Source organism: Candidatus Endomicrobiellum agilis (genome assembly GCF_020328115.1).
In the GTDB taxonomy this organism is placed as follows: domain Bacteria; phylum Elusimicrobiota; class Endomicrobiia; order Endomicrobiales; family Endomicrobiaceae; genus Endomicrobiellum; species Endomicrobiellum agilis.
The window spans coordinates 106,136-125,946 of the sequence record NZ_JAIXMW010000003.1; the positions used below are offsets into that span (position 1 = coordinate 106,136).

Annotated in this window: 19 protein-coding genes; 4 read left to right on the forward strand and 15 right to left on the reverse strand. The window is 36.9% G+C overall.

Annotation, left to right across the window (positions count from 1 at the left end):
- Window positions 1-3 precede the first annotated feature (3 nt).
- From efp to LE179_RS02760, 4 genes are all read left to right on the forward strand, one after another.
- The gene (gene efp, locus LE179_RS02745) at window positions 4-561 is read left to right on the forward strand and encodes an elongation factor P (RefSeq protein WP_374128837.1); all 558 of its coding nucleotides are present in this window, start codon (window positions 4-6) and stop codon (window positions 559-561) included.
- A gap of 137 nt (window positions 562-698) precedes the next feature.
- A complete protein-coding gene (locus LE179_RS02750; protein ID WP_374128838.1) occupies window positions 699-1,124 on the forward strand; it encodes an acetyl-CoA carboxylase biotin carboxyl carrier protein subunit in 426 nt (141 codons plus the stop codon).
- Between the two features lie 116 nt (window positions 1,125-1,240).
- Entirely contained in the window at window positions 1,241-2,590 is a 1,350-nt protein-coding gene (accC, locus tag LE179_RS02755; protein ID WP_374128839.1) for an acetyl-CoA carboxylase biotin carboxylase subunit, read from the forward strand.
- A gap of 29 nt (window positions 2,591-2,619) precedes the next feature.
- Window positions 2,620-3,204 (forward strand): SIS domain-containing protein, encoded by a 585-nt coding sequence (locus LE179_RS02760; RefSeq protein ID WP_374128840.1) that lies wholly within the window; start codon window positions 2,620-2,622, stop codon window positions 3,202-3,204.
- 415 nt (window positions 3,205-3,619) lie between these two features.
- Here LE179_RS02760 and radA read toward each other — a convergent pair whose 3' ends face one another.
- The 15 genes from radA to LE179_RS02835 form a co-directional block, all read right to left on the reverse strand.
- Window positions 3,620-4,987 (reverse strand): DNA repair protein RadA, encoded by a 1,368-nt coding sequence (radA, locus tag LE179_RS02765; RefSeq protein ID WP_374128841.1) that lies wholly within the window; start codon window positions 4,985-4,987, stop codon window positions 3,620-3,622.
- Between the two features lie 123 nt (window positions 4,988-5,110).
- On the reverse strand, window positions 5,111-6,385 hold the full coding sequence (locus LE179_RS02770) for an MlaD family protein (protein WP_374128842.1): 1,275 nt from the start codon (window positions 6,383-6,385) through the stop codon (window positions 5,111-5,113).
- Window positions 6,382-7,152: an ABC transporter ATP-binding protein gene (locus LE179_RS02775; RefSeq protein ID WP_374128843.1), complete on the reverse strand. Its 771-nt coding sequence runs from the start codon at window positions 7,150-7,152 to the stop codon at window positions 6,382-6,384. The genes LE179_RS02770 and LE179_RS02775 overlap by 4 nt, the downstream gene beginning before the upstream one ends.
- A gap of 215 nt (window positions 7,153-7,367) precedes the next feature.
- Window positions 7,368-8,222 (reverse strand): peptide chain release factor N(5)-glutamine methyltransferase, encoded by an 855-nt coding sequence (prmC, locus tag LE179_RS02780; RefSeq protein WP_374128844.1) that lies wholly within the window; start codon window positions 8,220-8,222, stop codon window positions 7,368-7,370.
- The gene (gene prfA, locus LE179_RS02785) at window positions 8,223-9,293 is read right to left on the reverse strand and encodes a peptide chain release factor 1 (RefSeq protein WP_374128845.1); all 1,071 of its coding nucleotides are present in this window, start codon (window positions 9,291-9,293) and stop codon (window positions 8,223-8,225) included.
- A 78-nt stretch (window positions 9,294-9,371) separates the two neighbouring features.
- Window positions 9,372-9,713 (reverse strand): 50S ribosomal protein L31, encoded by a 342-nt coding sequence (rpmE, locus tag LE179_RS02790; RefSeq protein ID WP_374128846.1) that lies wholly within the window; start codon window positions 9,711-9,713, stop codon window positions 9,372-9,374.
- A 197-nt stretch (window positions 9,714-9,910) separates the two neighbouring features.
- Window positions 9,911-11,230: a UDP-N-acetylmuramoyl-L-alanine--D-glutamate ligase gene (gene murD, locus LE179_RS02795; protein ID WP_374128847.1), complete on the reverse strand. Its 1,320-nt coding sequence runs from the start codon at window positions 11,228-11,230 to the stop codon at window positions 9,911-9,913.
- 6 nt (window positions 11,231-11,236) lie between these two features.
- Window positions 11,237-12,322 carry a phospho-N-acetylmuramoyl-pentapeptide-transferase gene (gene mraY / locus LE179_RS02800; protein WP_374128848.1) on the reverse strand — a complete coding sequence of 362 codons (1,086 nt, stop codon included), beginning with the start codon at window positions 12,320-12,322 and terminating at the stop codon, window positions 11,237-11,239.
- Complete coding sequence (murF, locus tag LE179_RS02805) at window positions 12,322-13,722, reverse strand: UDP-N-acetylmuramoyl-tripeptide--D-alanyl-D-alanine ligase (RefSeq protein ID WP_374128849.1); 1,401 nt, start codon at window positions 13,720-13,722, stop codon at window positions 12,322-12,324. Before murF ends, mraY begins: the two co-directional genes overlap by 1 nt.
- A complete protein-coding gene (locus tag LE179_RS02810) occupies window positions 13,722-15,245 on the reverse strand; it encodes a UDP-N-acetylmuramoyl-L-alanyl-D-glutamate--2,6-diaminopimelate ligase (protein ID WP_374128850.1) in 1,524 nt (507 codons plus the stop codon). The genes murF and LE179_RS02810 overlap by 1 nt, the downstream gene beginning before the upstream one ends.
- 148 nt (window positions 15,246-15,393) lie before the next feature.
- Window positions 15,394-17,178: a peptidoglycan D,D-transpeptidase FtsI family protein gene (locus LE179_RS02815; protein ID WP_374128851.1), complete on the reverse strand. Its 1,785-nt coding sequence runs from the start codon at window positions 17,176-17,178 to the stop codon at window positions 15,394-15,396.
- 13 nt (window positions 17,179-17,191) lie between these two features.
- Window positions 17,192-17,443 carry a hypothetical protein gene (locus tag LE179_RS02820; RefSeq protein ID WP_374128852.1) on the reverse strand — a complete coding sequence of 84 codons (252 nt, stop codon included), beginning with the start codon at window positions 17,441-17,443 and terminating at the stop codon, window positions 17,192-17,194.
- The gene (gene rsmH, locus LE179_RS02825; RefSeq protein WP_374128853.1) at window positions 17,436-18,311 is read right to left on the reverse strand and encodes a 16S rRNA (cytosine(1402)-N(4))-methyltransferase RsmH; all 876 of its coding nucleotides are present in this window, start codon (window positions 18,309-18,311) and stop codon (window positions 17,436-17,438) included. Before rsmH ends, LE179_RS02820 begins: the two co-directional genes overlap by 8 nt.
- A gap of 144 nt (window positions 18,312-18,455) precedes the next feature.
- Complete coding sequence (hisG, locus tag LE179_RS02830; RefSeq protein ID WP_374128854.1) at window positions 18,456-19,328, reverse strand: ATP phosphoribosyltransferase; 873 nt, start codon at window positions 19,326-19,328, stop codon at window positions 18,456-18,458.
- Window positions 19,329-19,346: 18 nt separating this feature from the next.
- On the reverse strand, window positions 19,347-19,802 hold the full coding sequence (locus LE179_RS02835; RefSeq protein WP_374128855.1) for a hypothetical protein: 456 nt from the start codon (window positions 19,800-19,802) through the stop codon (window positions 19,347-19,349).
- Window positions 19,803-19,811 lie beyond the last annotated feature (9 nt).

Genomic DNA, 19,811 nt, shown 5'->3' on the forward strand with positions numbered 1-19,811 from the left:
AAGATGATATCAACATCGGATTTCAAAAACGGACTTAATATTTTAGTCGACAAAGAGCCTTACCAGATTACATGGTTTCAAAACCATAAGCCCGGCAAAGGCGGCGCTGTAATGCGCGTAAAGCTCAAACACCTTAAAAAAGGCGGCACTATTGAACGCACTTTTAAGTCTGGCGAGAAATTTGAAATGCTGAGCGTTACAAGGCAGAAAAAACAGTTCTTATACAAAGAGGGCGAAAACTTCAATTTTATGGACATGAACTCTTATGAACAAATAACCGTTCCTCAGTCGCTTTTGGGCAAAATGGTAAATTTCCTCAAAGAAAATCTTGAAGTTGAGGCAATATATCTTGAAAACGAAATCATCGGCATAGATCTTCCAATAATCATAGAAATAACAATAGCTGAAACAGAGCAAGGAATCAAAGGCGATTCTGTTTCCAATACAACAAAAACAGCTAAGCTTGAAACCGGCGCAGATATTCACGTGCCTCTCTTCATTAAAAAAGGCGATAAAATAAAAGTTGACACAAGAACCGGCGAATATGTGGAAAGAGTGTAAAAAAGGATATCGCAGTTTCTAAAATCCCGTAAAAACTTAATAGTCAGTCGTTCGCATTTGAACACATTTTTGTCACATATTGAAAACAGTAGAAAGAAATAATTCCACCCATCAGACAGGGAGCCAATGAGGTAAAAATGAATCCGCAGGAAATCAAAGAATTCTTAAAATCAATAAAAGATACAGACATTGAAGAAATACAGTATCAAAGCGGCGATGATTCTTTATACTTTAAGAAAACCGATGTAAAGGCTATAGTGCCTGATGCAAAAGAGGATGCCAAGCTTAAAGCTAAAGAAGAAGAAAATAAGAAATTGGCGCTTATTGCCATCAAATCAACAATGGTGGGTACGTTTGCCAGCGCCCAAAGCAACGACAAACATCCGCTTGTCAGAGAGGGCGATAATGTAACCGTCGGACAAAAAGTCGGACAAATTGAAGCGATGAAAATTATCAAAGACGTCCTTTCTAATATTAAAGGCAAAATATCAAAAGTTTTGGTATCAAACGGACAATCCGTCGAATACGGACAGGAATTGTTTATAGTAGATACAAGCAAATAATACAAAGCAATTTAAAAAGTGAAAATTGACGGCAAAAAGATAATAAAGCCTTTACGAAAATTCCATTCCTCTTAAACAGTTCGAGCTATATGTGCAAGCACACAACAGGAGACAAGATGTTTAAAAAAGTTTTGATTGCAAACAGAGGTGAAATAGCCTGCAGAGTCATAAGAGCCTGCAGAGAATTAGGCATTAAAACTATAGCCATTCATTCGGAAGTCGATAGGGAAAGCATGCATGTAAAACTTGCCGATCAATCTATATGCGTAGGACATGCAAGCGCTTCTGAAAGTTATTTAAATATACCAAGCATTATAGCAGCCGCGGAAATTTCAGGCGCGGATGCAATTCACCCTGGATACGGTTTTTTAGCTGAAAACACTTACTTCGCTGAAGTCTGCGAAGCTTGCGGGTTGAAATTTATTGGACCTTCAAAAGAATCAATAGAACAGATGGGCGATAAAATTGCAGCTATAAAACTTATGAAAAAAGCAGGCATTCCAGTAATTCCGGGTTCAGACGGTCCTGTCAACATCGATGATCCCAAAATTTTTGCCATAGCCCAAAAAATAGGATACCCCGTCATCATCAAAGCAACCGCGGGCGGCGGCGGAAAAGGCATGAGAATAGTTACTTCCGAGGAAGTTCTCAAGAATTCTATTTCTATGGCCCAAACAGAAGCCAAAGCTGCTTTCGGAAATCCTGAAATATATATGGAAAAATATATCGAAGAATCTCATCATATAGAGTTTCAGATACTCGGCGACAAATATGGGAAAACGGCCTATCTTCCCGAAAGAGACTGTTCCATACAGAGAAGACACCAGAAACTAATTGAAGAAAGTCCGTCGCCGTTAATAAATGACACACTGAGAAAGAAAATGGGCAGCACCGCAAAAAATGCGGCGGCGGCCATAAAATATGTCACCGTAGGCACAATAGAGTTTCTCGTAGATAAAAACGGCAATTTTTATTTTATGGAAATGAATACGAGAATCCAAGTAGAACATCCCGTTACCGAAATGGTTACGGGCATAGATTTGGTAAAAGAACAGATAAAACTTGCTGCTGGCGAAAAACTCTCAATTGTTTCTGAAAAAATTAAAATACTAGGTCATGCCATAGAATGCAGAATAAATGCGGAAGATCCCGACAAAGACTTTATTCCGTCACCGGGAACAATCGGTAAATTATTTTTGCCCGGAGGTCCCGGAATAAGACTAGATTCACACGTTTATGCGGGATATACAATACCGCCTTTCTATGACAGTCTCATTGCAAAAGTTATCGCTTTAGGTGAGGACAGAGACGAGGCTATTACAAGAATGCGCAGAGCTTTAAGAGAAGTTGAAATAGAGGGTATTAAAAATACTTCATCTCTTCACAATAAAATTATGACAAACGAAAAGTTTCGCAAAGGCGGCGTCAGCACGAATTTCCTCACCAAACATATTTTTGGAAGATAGTTTCGTTCTGACTCTCAAAAAAGAGAATAGTGAAAACTAAAGAACTCATTAAAAATATCATCGATGAAAGCGTTAAAACAAAAAGGAAGATGCTTGAAATCGAGCAAATTGAATATATTTACAATGTTGCAGATAAAATTGTCGAAACGTATAGGAATAAGAAAAAAACAATTATTTGCGGCAACGGCGGTTCCGCTTCAGATGCTTTGCATTTTGCCGCCGAGATGGTCAACAGATTTGAAAAAAACAGGGGAACTCTCGCTTCCATTGCTCTATCTGAAAACATATCAACAATAACCGCTATCGGAAATGATTTCAGCTATGACTGTATTTTCAGCCGCCAGCTTGAAGCTTTTGCGCAAAAAGGCGATATTTTTATAGCAATATCAACAAGCGGGAAGTCGCCAAACATTATAAAGGCTCTAGAGGTGGCAAAAAAGTTAAGCATTTTTACAATAGGATTTACAAACTCCGACGGCGGAAAAATGAAAAACATATGTGATTTATGCTATTGCGCTCCATCAAAAATTACTGCAAGAACACAGGAATGCCACATACTTTTAATACACATCATTGCAAAAATTGTCGAAGAAAAAATTTTTAATCAGACATAAAACTGAAGTAACTGATTTTATTCTCAGTTTTTATATTGCGCCTTTCCCGACGGACTTTTATATTTATCTAAAAACTCTGCTCTTTCATTCTCAAAACTTCCATCAAAACGAAATTTGCTTGAGCAGCATTTCCATTTATCACTATATTGCTTAAACAAGTCATTTTCACTCTCCTATAAGAACACAGATTGCTTTACAAATTATCAAAAATTTCATTTCAAGAACTATTTACTATATACATAATAATAAATGGAAAATAATTTTTCTAAATAATGAGTTTTTCCGTTCTTCTCTTAAATTTCAGCTAACGTATTTTGCCTACTTCCGCACCATCTGAGGTTCAATTGCAAATTAAAAACAAAAGTAAATTTTAATGAATATTTTTTCCCTTTCCAGAGAACGTTCGTCTAAAGCTTCAATTTCTTAAAAATTTGACTGTCGTTCCCAGCGTTTCTGCTCCAAGCACATCGATTTTACCTCTATATGACAAATTTTTTAAATTACCTTTCGGTATTATTGCTTTCTTAAAACCAAGTTTTTCCGCTTCGTAAAGCCTTTCCGCAACAAGCGATACAGAACGAACTTCACCGGCGAGACCAACTTCGCCAAAAACTATCATATCTTTAGGACAGATAAAACTAGAGTTTGCAGACACTATGGCACAAGCGGCAGCCAAATCTGCAGATGTCTCCTTAATCTTTACACCACCTGCTATATTTACAAAAACATCCTGCATTCCAAGAGGTAGATTTAATCTTTTTTCTAAAACCGCTATAAGAATTATAATGCGGTTCGCATCATATCCGGAAACCATTCTGCGCGGCATGCCAAAAGCAGTTCTTGCAGTCAAAGCTTGTACTTCCAAAAGAAGAGGTCTCGTTCCCTCCATCGCTACGGTTACGACATTTCCCGCAGTATCCGTCGTACGCTCTCCCAAAAAAATAAGCGACGGATTTGAAACTTCGGAAAGTCCCGAAGAGTTCATCTCAAAAATCCCGATTTCGCTTGTAGGTCCAAATCTGTTTTTATACGCTCTTAAAATTCTATATGTGTGTTGGCGTTCATTCTCAAAATACAATACCGTGTCAACAATATGCTCTAAAACCCTTGGGCCTGCCAAATCCCCTTCTTTTGTAACGTGTCCTAAAAGAAATACGGCAATATTTTTTGATTTTGCGATTCTTAAAAGCTCCGCCGCAGTTTCTTTAACCTGCCCCACTGTACCCGGAGCGCCTGAAAGTTCGGGATGATAAGTTGTCTGAATTGAATCTATAATCAGAAATTCAGGATTTATTTTATTTACGGCGTCTATAATATTTTGAAGATTTGTTTCAGAAGCTAAAAAGATATTATCTTTTTTTACTTTAAGACGCTCGGCGCGCGATTTGACTTGTGAAAGAGATTCCTCGCCTGATATATAAAGGACGGTGGCTTCATTGCTTAAAGAGTCTGATATATGCAACATCAGCGTAGATTTTCCAATTCCCGGCGCTCCCCCTAAAAGTATTAAAGATCCAGGTACAATCCCTCCGCCTATCATATTGTCAAATTCTTTTATCGCAGTGCGGTATCTCGAAAAATCTTTAGTCGAAATATCTTTTAATTTTAAAACTTCAGAGGAAAATCCGGTAAGTTGTTTTGAAAGAGAGCTTGCTTTGACAGATGATGAAAACTTTTCTTCCGTAAAACTGCTCCATGCTCCACAAGAAGGACATCTGCCAAGCCATTGGACAGACTCATAACCGCATTGTTGGCATAAAAACCTCGTTTTTTGTCTTTTCATTTAAATCCCAACCACAATAAATTCTTCGGGAACACTTCTTTGAGAAAAAACGGAATGAAATACGTTCGCTATTACTAAGCGACTGCGACAATGGCCACGATTTCAAAGCAACATTGCCAACCTTTATTGCTTGAATTCAATCTTTATGTAAGGTCTAACCGCAGTTTTATTCAAGATATCTTCAATCGCAACCCCGGTATAGAGCCATTTTGTTATTCCAAATCTCATGCCCGCACCAATCTCCGGACCGTATTCATTTCTACGAAAATTAGATACGTCCAAGTAAACTTTCAGCATTGTATAATTAGCATATATAGGCTGGAAAAACGAATATCCTAAACCTATTCCCAATTTGTTTTTCATTGCACCGCCGTAAATTTCAGCTTTTTTTGACCTAAATCCCAAAAGAGCATTCAGAGTATTTATATTTCCATTTTCATTCTTATCCGCTAAGCAACTGTCAACAATGTTTGCAATTCCCAAATAATAAAATTTATCGTTGCTCGACGACATTTTTAAACCAATATCGTTTACGTATTTTCTATTTTTAATATCATATTTTCCAGTATAGTCCCAGCTCAACTCCAATCTGCCAACTTTTCTGATTGTATTATTTAGACTTTCAACGGTTTCTTTTGCAGAGACTACTGTCTTTTTCAAATTTTTACTCATCTGTTCATCATTTATAAGAGTCGATATCAGTCCGTTTCCGTCATATACGCGGGCAACCAATACATCTACCTTTGCGGAAATGTCTTTGACTGACGATATTGCATCTCTTAAATCTTGCTTATTCTGCGCTGAAATATCTGCAATATCAATTGAAAATTTATTAAAGTTGTTTATTGATGACATAATCTGATTGTTTTGCGCTGCTAGATTATTTAAAACTTCCTTAAGAGAATACAGAGCATTGGCAAGATTTTCTACTATATCTTTTAGATTTCCCTCTTTCTCACTGTTGTATAACGCTTTATTGATTCTATCAGTGATATCAGTTAAAACGCTTTCAATAGAGGACTTTCGCTCCGATAATATATAATCGCCTTCTTTCAACTCCGGAAAACTTGAATCGCCCGGAACAATTTCAATGTATTTTGTTCCTACAATCCCCACGGACACCATACGAGCAAAAGCATTCTTGTATAAAACAACGTCTTTTCTTATCGAAAGCTTTAATTTTGCTTTCGAATCATCTAAAGAAACATTCCTCAAAACACCTATATCAACACCAGCTATTTTAACTTTAGCTTTCCGCGTAAGACCAGAAATACTGTCAAACTTTACATAGATATTGTAAGTTTTTTTCAATGTAAACGACCCGGTTGAAATAATTGAAACAACTATTGCAAGAAATCCTGCTGCCGTAAAGAGTCCGAGTTTAAGCTGATTGTTCATATTCTTTTCATTTCAAAAGCCCTGTCGTTAATTATAGGACCGCGGCTTGAACCTTCCACAAACTGCCTCACATATTCATTTTTAGTATTTCTTGTCTCTTCAGACGTACCGTTAAAAATCATTTTGCCTTTATAAAGCATCATTATTCTGTCCGCAATTTTATACGCTGAGTTCATATCGTGGGTCACGACAATTGAAGTAATCTGCAAATGTTCCCTCAAATTTATTATTAAATCGCTTATTACATCAGACATTATAGGATCGAGACCTGTAGTAGGCTCATCATATAAAATACAGCGCGGCTGATATGCAACAGCTCTTGCAATTCCGGCTCTCTTCCTCATTCCGCACGAAAGTTCCGACGGTTTTAAATGTTCAATATTTTCCAAACCTACCATTGTAAGGCACTTTACAACTCTTTGTTCTATTTCATTTTTGTTAAGCGAAGTAAGAGTTTTTAAACCGAACGCAACATTTTCAAAAATATCAAGCGAATCAAAAAGGGCGGCTTCCTGAAATACATAGCCTATTTTTTTCTGCGCCTCATGCAAAGTAAATGCAGAACATTTTATTATGTCCACATCGTCAATCTTTATCGAACCCGTATCGGGCTTAACAAGTCCGGCGATAGTTTTTAATAAAATGCTTTTTCCAGTACCGGAAGAACCGACAATAACCAAAGTCTCGCCGGCGCGGACTTCAAGATTCACTCCGTTAAGCACATGTTTAGCGCCAAACCATTTATGGACATTTTCCACTTTTATCATTTATTAATTATTGTATAACTTTAGCCGTATTAAACATAATTTCACGAAATCGCATTACGCAAAAAAAACATCACTTTTTTTCTGCTTTTATTAGCGACTAAGTTGCTAAATCCTATTTTCCGCATAGGAATTAACATCATAGAATATCGCGCATTTCTTAAATGCCCCTTCATTATCTTTTCCCGCGTTATCTTAACCGCCAAAAACTAAGTCTTTCAGCATTCTTTTTCCGCTTTTAATATTCTCGGCAATCCTGCATAATCTTTGGTTATTTCAATATTTTTATAACCGTTATTCGAAAATATTCGTCCTACCTCGTCCGCTTTATACGCATTTAATTCAAGCAAAATAAATCCATCGTTTTTTAAATACTTAACGGCTTGGCAAGCTATTTCCCCATAAAAAAATAAGCCGCCGTCGCGCGCCGTTAAAGCAATCTTAGGCTCGTATTTAAGTTCAGGCTCTAAAGTACTATATTCTTCATCAGAAATATAAGGCGGATTTGAAACAATCATATCAAAATTTTTATCGCCTATCTTGTCGAAAATATCACTTTCAATAAAATTTATATCGAGAGCATTGTTGATTTGAGCGTTTTCCTGTGCAATTTCAAGAGCGCTAAAACTTATATCCGAAGCTGTAACATTTCTAAACTTACCAAGTTTCGCCAAACTAACGGCTATACAGCCTGAACCTGTGCATAAATCCAGCACCAAATTCTTATTTTCTCTTTCAGAAAGTTTTAATACGGTTTCAACTAAAATTTCAGTTTCAGGTCTAGGTATCAAAACGTTTTTATTTACTTTAAATTCAAAATCCATAAAACCGGCAAATCCCGTTATATATGCCACAGGCTCTCTTTTAGAACGTTTTAAAACATACTTTTTATATTGCAATACTTGCCTGTCTGTAAGTTTTTGACCTCTTATAAGAGGAAGTTTTGAACGTTTGGTTTGTAAAACAAAGCTTAAAAGAACTTCAGCGTCAGATTCTGGTTCAGAAAGTCCTTTTGATCTTAAAAATGCTCCGGCTGTTTTCAGTGAAGTATAAACACTTTCATCGACAAGCATTTAAACATTACTTTCCTTAAGTTTAGATTCTACATCGACTTCAATGAGCTTATTGACAAGCTCCGATAAATCCCCATCCATAACTTCAGCAATATTATATACGCTATATCCTATTCTATGATCCGTAATTCTATTCTGCGGAAAATTATAAGTTCTTATCTTTTCCGATCTGTCTCCGGAACCAATCTGCTGTTTCCTATCATCCGAAAGCTGTTTTTCACTTTCTAAGATTCTTTGTTCGTAAAGTTTCGCTCTTAAAACTTTAAATGCTTTTGCTCTATTTTTTATTTGACTTCTTTCATCCTGACACGCAATTACAAGCCCTGTGGGCAAATGCGTAATTCTCACTGCCGAATCCGTTTTATTGACGTGCTGCCCACCTGCTCCGGAAGCTCTATAAGTGTCAATTCTTAAGTCTTCCTTTTTTATTTCAACATCAACTTCTTCCACTTCGGGGAAAACCGCTACGGTTACCGCCGACGTATGAACTCTTCCCGACGCTTCAGTTTCAGGAATCCTCTGCACCCTATGAGCGCCTCTTTCAAATTTGAAACAGCGCCACACTTTGCTGCCGTTTATCTCAAACACAATCTCTTTATAACCGCCAAGTCCAGTAGGGTTTGAATCTAAAACTTCATATTTCCACCCGTTTCTCTCGGTAAACCGCGTGTACATTCTGTATAAATCGCCTACAAACAGAGCGGCTTCATCGCCACCAGTACCCGCACGGATTTCCACAATAATATTTTTGTCCTCGTTCGGATCAGGAGGTATAAGCAAAACTTTCATCTCAGTTTCCATCTTACGCTGTTTCTCAATAAGATCATCATATTCAACAAAAGCTATTTCTTTTATTTCGGCATCTACCGATTCTTTTAATTTTTCAGTATTTTTTATATCGTCTAATAACTTTGAATATCGGATATACTTTTCTGTAATAGGATGAAGGTAAGAATACTGTTTTGTGAGCTTTTTGTATTCTTCCTGATTTGAAACAACAGATGAATTGCTAAGTTTTTTTTCAATTTCTTCAAACAGACTATTTAATGACTTCAATTTTTCTAAAAACATAATTTTATTATACGCAAAAAATATGACAGAATCTTTAAATACACATAAAAGATTCTGTCGCAATATCACTTACGAAAATTATTTATCCTTGTCTTTTTTATTCTTCTTCGTCTTAGAGGCTGTTTTTGTATTTTTAGGAGAAGTAGTGAGTGTTTTTCGCGAAACTTTTTTCGGCGAGAGAACTTTCTTCTCAGTCTTATTTTTTACTATAGTTTTCCCTTCAGTTTTTGCAAAACGTTTCTGAAATTTTTCAACTCTTCCAGCCGTATCTATAAGCTTTTGCTTGCCGGTAAAAAACGGATGACAGTTTGAGCATATTTCCAGCTTTATTAAAGGTTTTGTAGAACGGGTTTTAAAAGTATAACCGCACGCGCATGAAACCGCGCTCTCTTCATATTTAGGATGTATTGCTTCTTTCATTTTCTGGCTTCTCCTTTTATTTTATCGCCACGCTATATTATTCAGATTATGCAAAATTTTCACTCCCCAGTCAAATAGTAGCTCGTAAGACCGTACCCTATTCCAAAAGCACCAGCGAAAATAAAATTTGAAGAGAAATGAAAATATCACTGAAGTAATACGCGATAAATGGCGAAAAGGAAACCTTGACACTAACTTTAGACGCTACTTTTTAAACTTAAAACCATTTTTTTAAACACTTTTCCCCGTTCTTCAAAATTTTCAAATTGATCGAAAGAAGCACATGCAGGAGAAAGCAAAACTATATCGCCTCTGACGGCAGTTTTAAATATTCGTTTTATAGCATTTTCCATATCACCGCAATCAATAAAGGGCGCATTTTTTAAATCCTTCTTGATTTTATCAGCAGCTTCGCCGATAAGAAAAATTGATTTAACCCTCCGTCTTACAAGTTCTTTCAGAGAAGTATAAGGAATGCCTTTATCGCGCCCGCCCATGATAATTAAAATATTTTTATCAAAAGACTCGAGTGCAACTCTTGTGGAATCAACATTTGTAGATTTTGAATCGTTGTAATAATCAACACCGTTTAAAGTTTTTACAAACTCTATTCTGTGTTCTACGCCTTTATATTTTGAAACAACTTCCTCTACAACCGAAAGTTTTACTCCTGCCGCATAAGACGCCGCCGCCGCCGCCAAAATGTTTTCTATATTGTGCATACCGACAATATTAATTTTAGGTTTCATAACAGCATGTTTTTTCCCAATATTTACAGTTATGTTTCCGTCACTGAAAAACACTCCGTCTTTTAAAGGCTTTTTGCTAAAAAAAATCACTTTCGCTCTAGTTTTTTCAGATATTTTCCTGCAGATTTTGTCGTCATAATTTATTACCGCAAAATCCCCGTCTTGCTGGTTGACAAATATATTTTCTTTCGCTTTCACGTATGCTCTCATCGTTTTGTGATATTCGAGATGATCGGGAGTAATATTCAAAAATACCGATATATCCGGACTAAAACCCGGAGTATCTCCAAGCTGATAACTTGAAAGTTCCATTGTAATAAATGTATTTTTCGTAGTTTTTAAAGCTTTATCTGCCAAAGGAAACCCTATATTCCCCGATACTATCGAATCTCTATGCACCGCCTTTACTATTTTTGAAATTAAATCAGTAGTAGTAGTTTTACCGTTTGTTCCCGTAACAGCTATAATTTTTTTATATTTGGAATTTTCAAGAGAAAAAGCGAGTTCGCTCAAAATTTTAATTTCTTGTTTACGGGCTTTTTCTAAAATAGGGATATCGGAATGAACTCCCGGACTTTTTATAATAATATCCGAATTTAAAATTTTATCTGAATGCCCGCCAAATTCTTTTACGACTCTTTTGTTCAGATTTTTTATTTCTATTTCTTTGCTGTCGCTTGCGAAAACATTATATCCCAATTTTACGGCAAGATTTGCAGCCGCGACACCGCTTCTGCCAAGACCCAAAACTCCTATACTCTTTTTCATTTACTTCTACCTCAGCTTAAGCGATGCAAAAGAAATTATTGCAAGAATCACTCCTACTATCCAAAACCTTATCGTAACTTTTGTTTCAAACTGTCCGAGCATTTCAAAATGATGATGCAACGGAGCCATCTTAAATATTTTTTTACCTGTTCTTCTATAGCAATATATCTGCACAAAAACGGAAAGCGTTTCAACAACAAAAACGCCGCACAAAATAACCAAAATAAGTTCTTGTTTTATAAATACCGCCGACATGCCCAGAACTCCGCCTAAAAACAAACTGCCGGTATCGCCCATAAAAATCTCCGCCGGATGCGAATTATACCATAAAAACCCTAGACACGACCCCACTACAGCAAACAGAAAAATTGATATCTCCCCAGCGCCGGATACGTTAATAATCTTCAAATAATTCGCTATCTGCAAATGTCCGGCAAAATATGCAAGCAAAGCAAGCGAAAAAGCTACGATAGCTATGCTGCCTACGGCAAGTCCGTCAAGTCCGTCCGTTAAATTCACAGCGTTTGAACTGCCCACTATTATGATAATCACAAACAGAATATATAAAAAAGAACAATCTATAAAAAACCCTTTGAGAAAAGGAACGTTTACAAGTGTTGCAAATTTTAAATTTGATGGAAAAAAATTTAAATATGCAGCTAGGAAAGCGGCAAAAACCGTCTGACCGAAAAGCTTTCCTTTTGCCGAAAGCCCTTTTGAATCTCTTTTCTTAAGTTTTAAATAGTCGTCGCAAAAACCTAAAAAACCAAGCCACAGAGTCCCCACTAAAAGCCAGAGAATAAACCTATTGTCAAACTTCGCCCACAAAAGAGTCGACACGACTACAGATAACATTATGAGCAGCCCGCCCATAGTCGGAGTACCGTTTTTGCCTAAATGCGTTACTGGTCCGTCGGTTCTTACAATTTGTTTTATTTTAAAAGTTTCAAGTTTTCTTATAATGTAATGACCGGCGACAAAACAAATTAAAAGACTCGTTAAGATAGCACCGCCTGCCCTAAAAGTTATATATTGAAAAACATTAAAAGGACTAAATACGCTGCTTAAATGGTAAAAGATATGATATAGCACTATTTGTTTCTCTGCTCTAAAATATTATAAAACTCTGCATAAATTTCTTCCAATTTCATAGCCCTTGAAGCTTTAAATAAAAATACGGAATCACTGTCAACAGGAGTCTGCTCAAGCTCATTCAAAAGAGCATCCGCGTCTCTCGAATGAAAAACACTTCTATTCTTTAAAGCTTCTTTTGTATAAAGAGTCATTTCGCCTAAAAGACAAACGGAATTTATGTTTTGGGAATCAATAAATTTCCCAAGCTCAAAGTGATAATAGGCTGATTTATCGCCGAGTTCAAGCATATCGCCCAGCACAAGATTAATTTTTTTTCCGATGTAAGACTGCAATACTGCCTGTATCGCTTTTTTTACCGAAGACGGATTTGCATTGTAAGCGTCATTTATTAGAACAACGTTTGTATTAGTTACGAGAGTTTCCATCCGCATTTTAGGCGGCATAAAATTTTCTACGCCGTATTTTATTTCATCAAGAGAAAATCCAAATCCGATGGCGCAGGAAGCGGCAGCCAAAGCGTTTGCCACATTAAACCTGCCTCTTGCAGACATTGTAATTTTTACCGTAGATTCTCTATAAAAAAGCTCAAAATCCGTCTTATCGGAACACAATACTATATTTCCAGCGCGCACATCCGCCGACGCGTCCAAAGCAAACGTAATAATTCTACGTCCGCCGGACTGAGATATCGTTCTCAAAAGCTCGTCATCATTATTTATAATGATGAAACCGTTTTCTTTTACACTATCAAACAAAACTTTTTTCTCTTCAAATACGCCTTTTGGAGAAATAAAAGTTTCCAAATGCGAAAACCCGACGTTCGTAATAATTCCGACATCCGGTTTTAAAATATCAGACAATATTTTAATTTCACCGCGTAAAGACGTTCCCATCTCAAAAACGGCGTACTCAATATCCGAAGTTAAATTAAACACCGAAAGAGGAAGTCCTATTCTGTTATTAAAATTGCCTTTATTTGAAAGCGTTCGCCCTTTTTTATTAAAAATTGAAACCAGTATCTCTTTTGTAGTGGTCTTGCCGTTCGATCCAGTAATGCCGACTGTTTTTACATCTTTAAATTTTATTCTATACGCTTTTGCAAGTTCTCCAAGAGCAATAAGAGTATCGTCAGTTTTAACTATTGAAGTAGAATCCGGGAGAGATTTCAAGAAATCATTTCTATCCTTTGAATACACCACGGCGACAGCGCCTTTGTCAACAGCTTCTTTTATAAAATCATGTCCATCGTAGCAATCACCCTGTATGGCAAAATACACTTCGTCTTTTCTTATTGTTCTCGAATCTATTGAAATACCTTTTATCTGGAAGTCGGGATCCCCCGTTATAAATTTTCCGCCAACAGCTCTTATTAAATCTCTTAGATAAAATGTTTCCATTAAAAGATAAACTCTCCTTGCCCCATTTGTTTTTCTGCAATTTTTTGTTTCTCTTTTAAATCGATGTATTTTTCGGCAATTTCTATATCGTTAAAATGAACCTTTTCACTGCCTATAACCTGATAAGTCTCATGTCCTTTTCCAGCGAGCAAAACAATATCGTCTTTATCCGCCATCATAACAGCCTCTTTTATTGCTGTTTCTCTGTCAACCACAACTTTATAATTTTTTTGGGCAGCTCTCTTTATTCCGACTTCTATATCCAAAATTATCTCTTGAGGATTCTCCGTTCTCGGATTGTCGGACGTTACAAAAACAAAATCGCTCATTCCGACGGCAGTTTTTCCCATCAACGGTCTTTTTGTTCTATCTCTGTCGCCACCACAACCAAAAACAGTTATAATTCTTTTGTGGGCTATTTCTTTTAAAGCTTGTAAAACATTTTTTAAAGCGTCGGCAGTATGCGCATAATCAACAACCACTTCAAATCCCAGTCCTTTAGTATTAACTCTTTCAAGTCTGCCGGGCACCCGTTCAGAGTTATTTAATCCTTCGACAGCTTTCTCAAAAGAGATTCCGCTGCAAACGGCAGCGGCAAAAGCCGCTAAAGCATTGTAAACATTATACAGTCCTATATGTTTTATCCCGATTTTTGCTCTTTCATTGCAAAAAACCAAGTCAAATATGCCGCCATTATTTGCGATTTTAATATTCTCGGCTTTAAAATCCGCCCCCCTCTCAAACACGGAATAAGGTTTTATCTCGGCGTTGATACCCATTTTTAAAAGTCTTTTTCCGTATTCGTTATCGGCGTTAATTATAGCATACTTCCCGCTGCCTTTCTTGCCTGCTCCAAGCCCCTTAAACAGCATGGATTTAGCCTCAAAATAGCTGTTCATATCTTTATGGAAATCTAAATGATCTCGCGTTAAATTTGTAAAAATGGCAACATCAAATTCTATTCCGTAAACCCTGCCTAAATTTAAAGCATGCGAAGACACTTCTATTACAAGGTATTTAATGCCGATATCTACCATTTCTCTCATAATTCTGTAAATATCTAAAGACTGCGGCGTTGTATTGTCCGCTTCAATAATTTTACCTTTATATCTATAATTAACCGTGCCAATAACACCGCAGCCAACGCCCGAATTTGCAAATATGCTTTCAATCATATAAGTAATCGTCGTCTTGCCGTTTGTGCCAGTTACGCCTATAATGTTTAATTCTCTGTCGGGATAATTATAAAATCTAGCGCTAAAAAGCGCCATAAAACGAAAAATATCTTTAACAATAACCTGAGTTGCATTAGTATCGTACTTCGAATCAACAATAACCACGGAAGCTCCTTTTGCCACCGCTTCGTCAATATATTTTCTACCATCGGTATTATGACCGGGAAGCGCAAAAAAAGCGTAATTCTTTCTAATTTTTCTTGAATCAAACGACAGTCCCAATACCTCCGTATTTTCATTCCCTGTAACAACCACATTCTCATAAGATAAAAGTTCTTTTAATTTCATTATTTATCCTTCTACTTAAATAAGCTGCCGGTTAAAGATATCGTCCGACGACTCATCCACCTACCCAAGAAAGGAGGGATATAGGAGAAAAACGTTGCAAGACTGTTCCGCAGTAAAAGAAAAGGACGCTGCAATAGTAAACTGTTGGTTACTTCTGAAGTGGCAATTTATCGACATCATCTTTTTCAATACCTAAGTACTCTGCAATTCTTTTTGCAATCTTTGCAAAAACGGGAGACGCGACTGAAGTCGCATAATAACTGCTGCCTTTAGGTTCGTCAATAACAACAAGTATGACAACTTTTGGATTCATAGCAGGCAACATACCGCAAAATGAAGCGGTATAATATTTTGCGGAATAAGTTTTTATCGTAGGATCAACTTTCTGCGCTGTCCCGGTTTTTCCGCCCATGGTATATCCCGGAACTTTCGCACTTCTGCCGGTGCCGAAATCCACGACATTCTTTAAAAGTTTTTTCACCATTTGCGCAGTTTCAACGGAAACAACTCTTCTTATTTCTTTTAAGTCAAAAACACTAGCAGTCATTTCATCATCAGTCTCCCCCACATTCCGCCTCTCCTGCGAAGTCGCAGCATCTTTAGCTGACGCCGTTTCACTATCGGCTCTCCTTATATCCTGCATTAGAGACGGTTTCATTAACACCCCGTCGTTTGCAATAGCAGAAAAAGCGTTTATGAGCTGAAGCGCCGTAACTCCTATGCCCTGTCCGAAAGAAATTGTAGGCAGAGATAAAGCATTCCATTTTTTTACGTCCATTAAAAGACCTTTTGCCTCGCCCGGTAAATCAATGCCCGTCAAGGAGTAAAAACCGAATTTCTTTATATATTCGTAAAAGTTTTCGCGGTCAAGTTTTTGCGCAATTTTTATCATGCCTATATTTGACGACTGCTCCATAATCTTGCATAAAGATGCGCTGCCGCTGATTTTATGGTCGTCCTTTATGGTATGTCCCGCAATTTTATATTTGCCGTTTTCCAAATAAAAACTATCTGTAAATTTTATCTTTCCCAACTCTAACGCCGCCGCAATAGCGACAATTTTAAAAGTCGACCCCGGCTCGTAAATATCGCTTATGGCTGAATTCCTCAAAACCCTTATATCTCTAATTTTTTCTGAAGAATCAAAGTCAGGCAGAGAAACCATCGCAAGAATATTTCCAGTTTTAGGATCCTGAACGATGCATATCGCTTTTTTCGCTTTATGCTTGTCAAAAGCTTCCCGCAGTTCTTGTTCCGCTATAAATTGTACGGTTCTGTCTATACTTAGTATAACATCTTGCCCACATATTTTCGGCGCATCGGCAAATCCACTTTGTATTATGCGACCTCGTCCATCTCTTATCGTTTTAGTCATAACAGTATTTCCGGATAAAGATTCGTTGTAGGTTTTCTCAATACCTTCAAGTCCGTTCCCATCGTATCCCATTATTCCAAGAATATGAGCGAGAAGTCTGCCTTCCGGATACTGTCTTACATATTTGCTCTCAAACCCGACGCCTTTCAATTTCTCATTTTTAATTCTATCAACAACATCAGCATCGATATTAAAAGCCACGGGAACATAAGACGTTTCCCCTAATTCGACTAAACTTTTTTCTTTGATTTTTATTCCGTTTTCAGCTAAAACGTTTTTCACTCTGTCAAAATCTTTTATTATCTTAGGATCAAGGAAAACGCTATATTTTTTCACGCTTGAGGCAAGAACTTTCCCTTTCGAATCCAAAATATCGCCACGTCTTGACACTTCAATATTTTCACGATTAACCATTTTTCTGACCGCACGGCTTATCTTGCCGTGCAAAAAAATCTGCACATATACGAGTTTTGCAAATAAAATAAAAAAGACTGTCAGTATTATAAGTACCAGCACAGTCTTTCTATCAATTCGTTTTTTACTTCTTTTTTTCACCATCTCAAGGAGAACCCTAATCAATGTAAACTATGGAATTTTCATCTGGCTTGAAAAGATTTCTTTCTTCTGCAATTTTGTGCATCTTATCAAGAGCAAGTATTGAATTAATTTTCATCTGCAAAGATTTATTTTCTGAATTGATTTTATCATACTCCGCCCGCAAGCTGCTAATTTTATAAGCAAATCTCGTGGAAGTATTCTGCTGCCAAAGGTAAATAAAGACGCTTAAAATTATCAATACAACCGCTAAAAACGATTTATACACTTATTTTCTCTGCCGCTCTTATTTTTGCGCTTCTGCTTCTGGGATTGATCTTTACCTCTTCTTTCAAAGCCGTAACAACTTTTTTCGTAAGTATTTTGTATATTCCGCATTCGGAATTTTGCTTAAAGTTCAGTTTTACAATTCTGTCTTCAAGAGAATGGAAACTTATTATCACCGTTCTGCCGCCGGCGTTTAACAATTCTGGAGCGACACGCAGCAAAGTCTCCAAATTTTTAAGCTCGTCGTTTATAAAAATTCTTAAAGCCTGAAAAACTTTAGTCGCAGGACTTACTTTACCTTCACGCCTTTTCACAGAGCATACCACAGTTTGCAGTTCAGACGCCGTATTTATTATCCCCCTTTTTCTTCGCAAAAGAATCGCGGAGGCAATCTGCCTTGATTTGTATTCTTCGCCGTATTTATAAAAAATATCAGCTAGATCTTCATACGAATACGAATTAACAACCTCTTTCGCCGTCAAATTATTTCTTCTATCCATTCTCATATCAAGAATATTAGAATTGAATGAAAATCCCCTGTCTAAATCGTCAAACTGTTTTGAAGAAACGCCGATATCGGCTAAGATGCCATCAACACTATTTACGTTTACGTTTGATAGAGCTTCTTTTATATTTTTAAAATTATTCCTTACAAATATTACTCTTTCGCCAAATTCTTTTTCTTTTTCAACAAATCTTTTTAAAGAGTCTTCATCCCAGTCAAAAGCAACTATTTTGACGTCTTTGAACTTATCAAGCAAATATGAAGTATGCCCGCCATCACCGAAAGTACAATCAACATATAAACCGTCAGGTTTATTGATTAAATACTGCGATGTTTCTAAAGGCATTACGGGAATATGGCGCATTTCAGGTAGCGTCCGCTATACTTAAAAATCAATACTTTCAAGACTGCAATTATTGCAAAAAACATAAAACACCTTAAGTCTGGAAATAACGACGAAAGACAAGTGCTGCAATCAGAAACTGGCGCGAAGCGAATTATATGTTTTTTAATAGATTATTTTATTTAACGGATACTCAATAATGTCTGTCGCTCCGGATCTTTTCAGTGCAGGGATTATTTTTTTAACAGTCCGTTCTTCTATAATAATTTCCAGGGCAACCCAGTTTTTATCGCTCAATTGCGATATTGTAGGTTTTTTAAGCGCGGGAAGAACGGCTGAAATTTTTTCCAAAAACTGAAGAGGAACATTCATCTTCAATCCCACCATTCCTTCCGTCGCAAGCGCTCCCCTTAGAAGCAATGACATACTTTCAATTTTTTCTTTTTTCCATGCGTCTTCAAACGCGACGGTATTTGCAATAAATCTTGTGGTCGAAGAAAGCATCTCGTCGATTACTCTCAATTTATTCGCCCTTAGAGACGATCCTGTTTCAGTAAGTTCAACTATTGCGTCAACAAGTTTGCCTGCTTTTGCTTCCGTCGCTCCCCATGAAAATTCAATATCTGCTTTAACCTTGTTTTTTGCAAAATATTTTTTTGTATAATTTAAAAGTTCAGTCGCAACCCGTTTTCCTTGCAAATCTTTTATAGATTTGATTTTCGAATCCTCAGGCACTGCCAAAACCCATCTCACAGGTCTAAATCCCGATTTCGCATAATTCAATTCACATATCTCTTTAACTTTCGCGCCGCTTTCACAAATCCAATCATAACCAGTAAGCCCGGCATCAAAAAAACCGTCCTGAACATATCTCGCCATTTCTTGGGAACGCACAAGCATTATTTCTAACTCTTCATCATCAGATATCGGGTAATATGATCTCGATGACACGCTTATTCTCGTACCTGCTTTTCTAAACAATTCAACCGTTGAATCCTGAAGACTCCCTTTTGGAAAACCCAATTTTAATTTTTTCATCATAATATCTCCTAAATCTTATTTTCGGCGTTCCATTATTTTTCTTTCAAGCAATTGCGGAACATAATCTTTAAATACCGGAATCTTAGACTGCATTATGTTGGAAATAGTTTTATATATATGAGAAGTCCTGTCAGAGACATGATTTCCGCAAATTACCGTAGGAACTATTATATTGACAGACACTATAAGCCAAATGCAGGCGCTTAACACAGCCCCGCCGATTTTATCCAAGATATTCAGGTAGAAAAAGCTAATTAGCCTCAACGTAAAGCCGCCAGCCATAACAGCAAGTAGGGCAGTTATTGCAAAGACTAAATAGAAATTTATTCCTTCTTGATAAGGATACTTACTTGCGGCAAAAATCGCCAAAAAGCCTGCGAGACCCGCAAAAAAAGTTCTTGTAAAACCCGCACGCCAACCAAGCCACGCTGTCAAAAATACGCTTAGCGTCAAAAAAATATCTATTGCCAAATCTGCGCC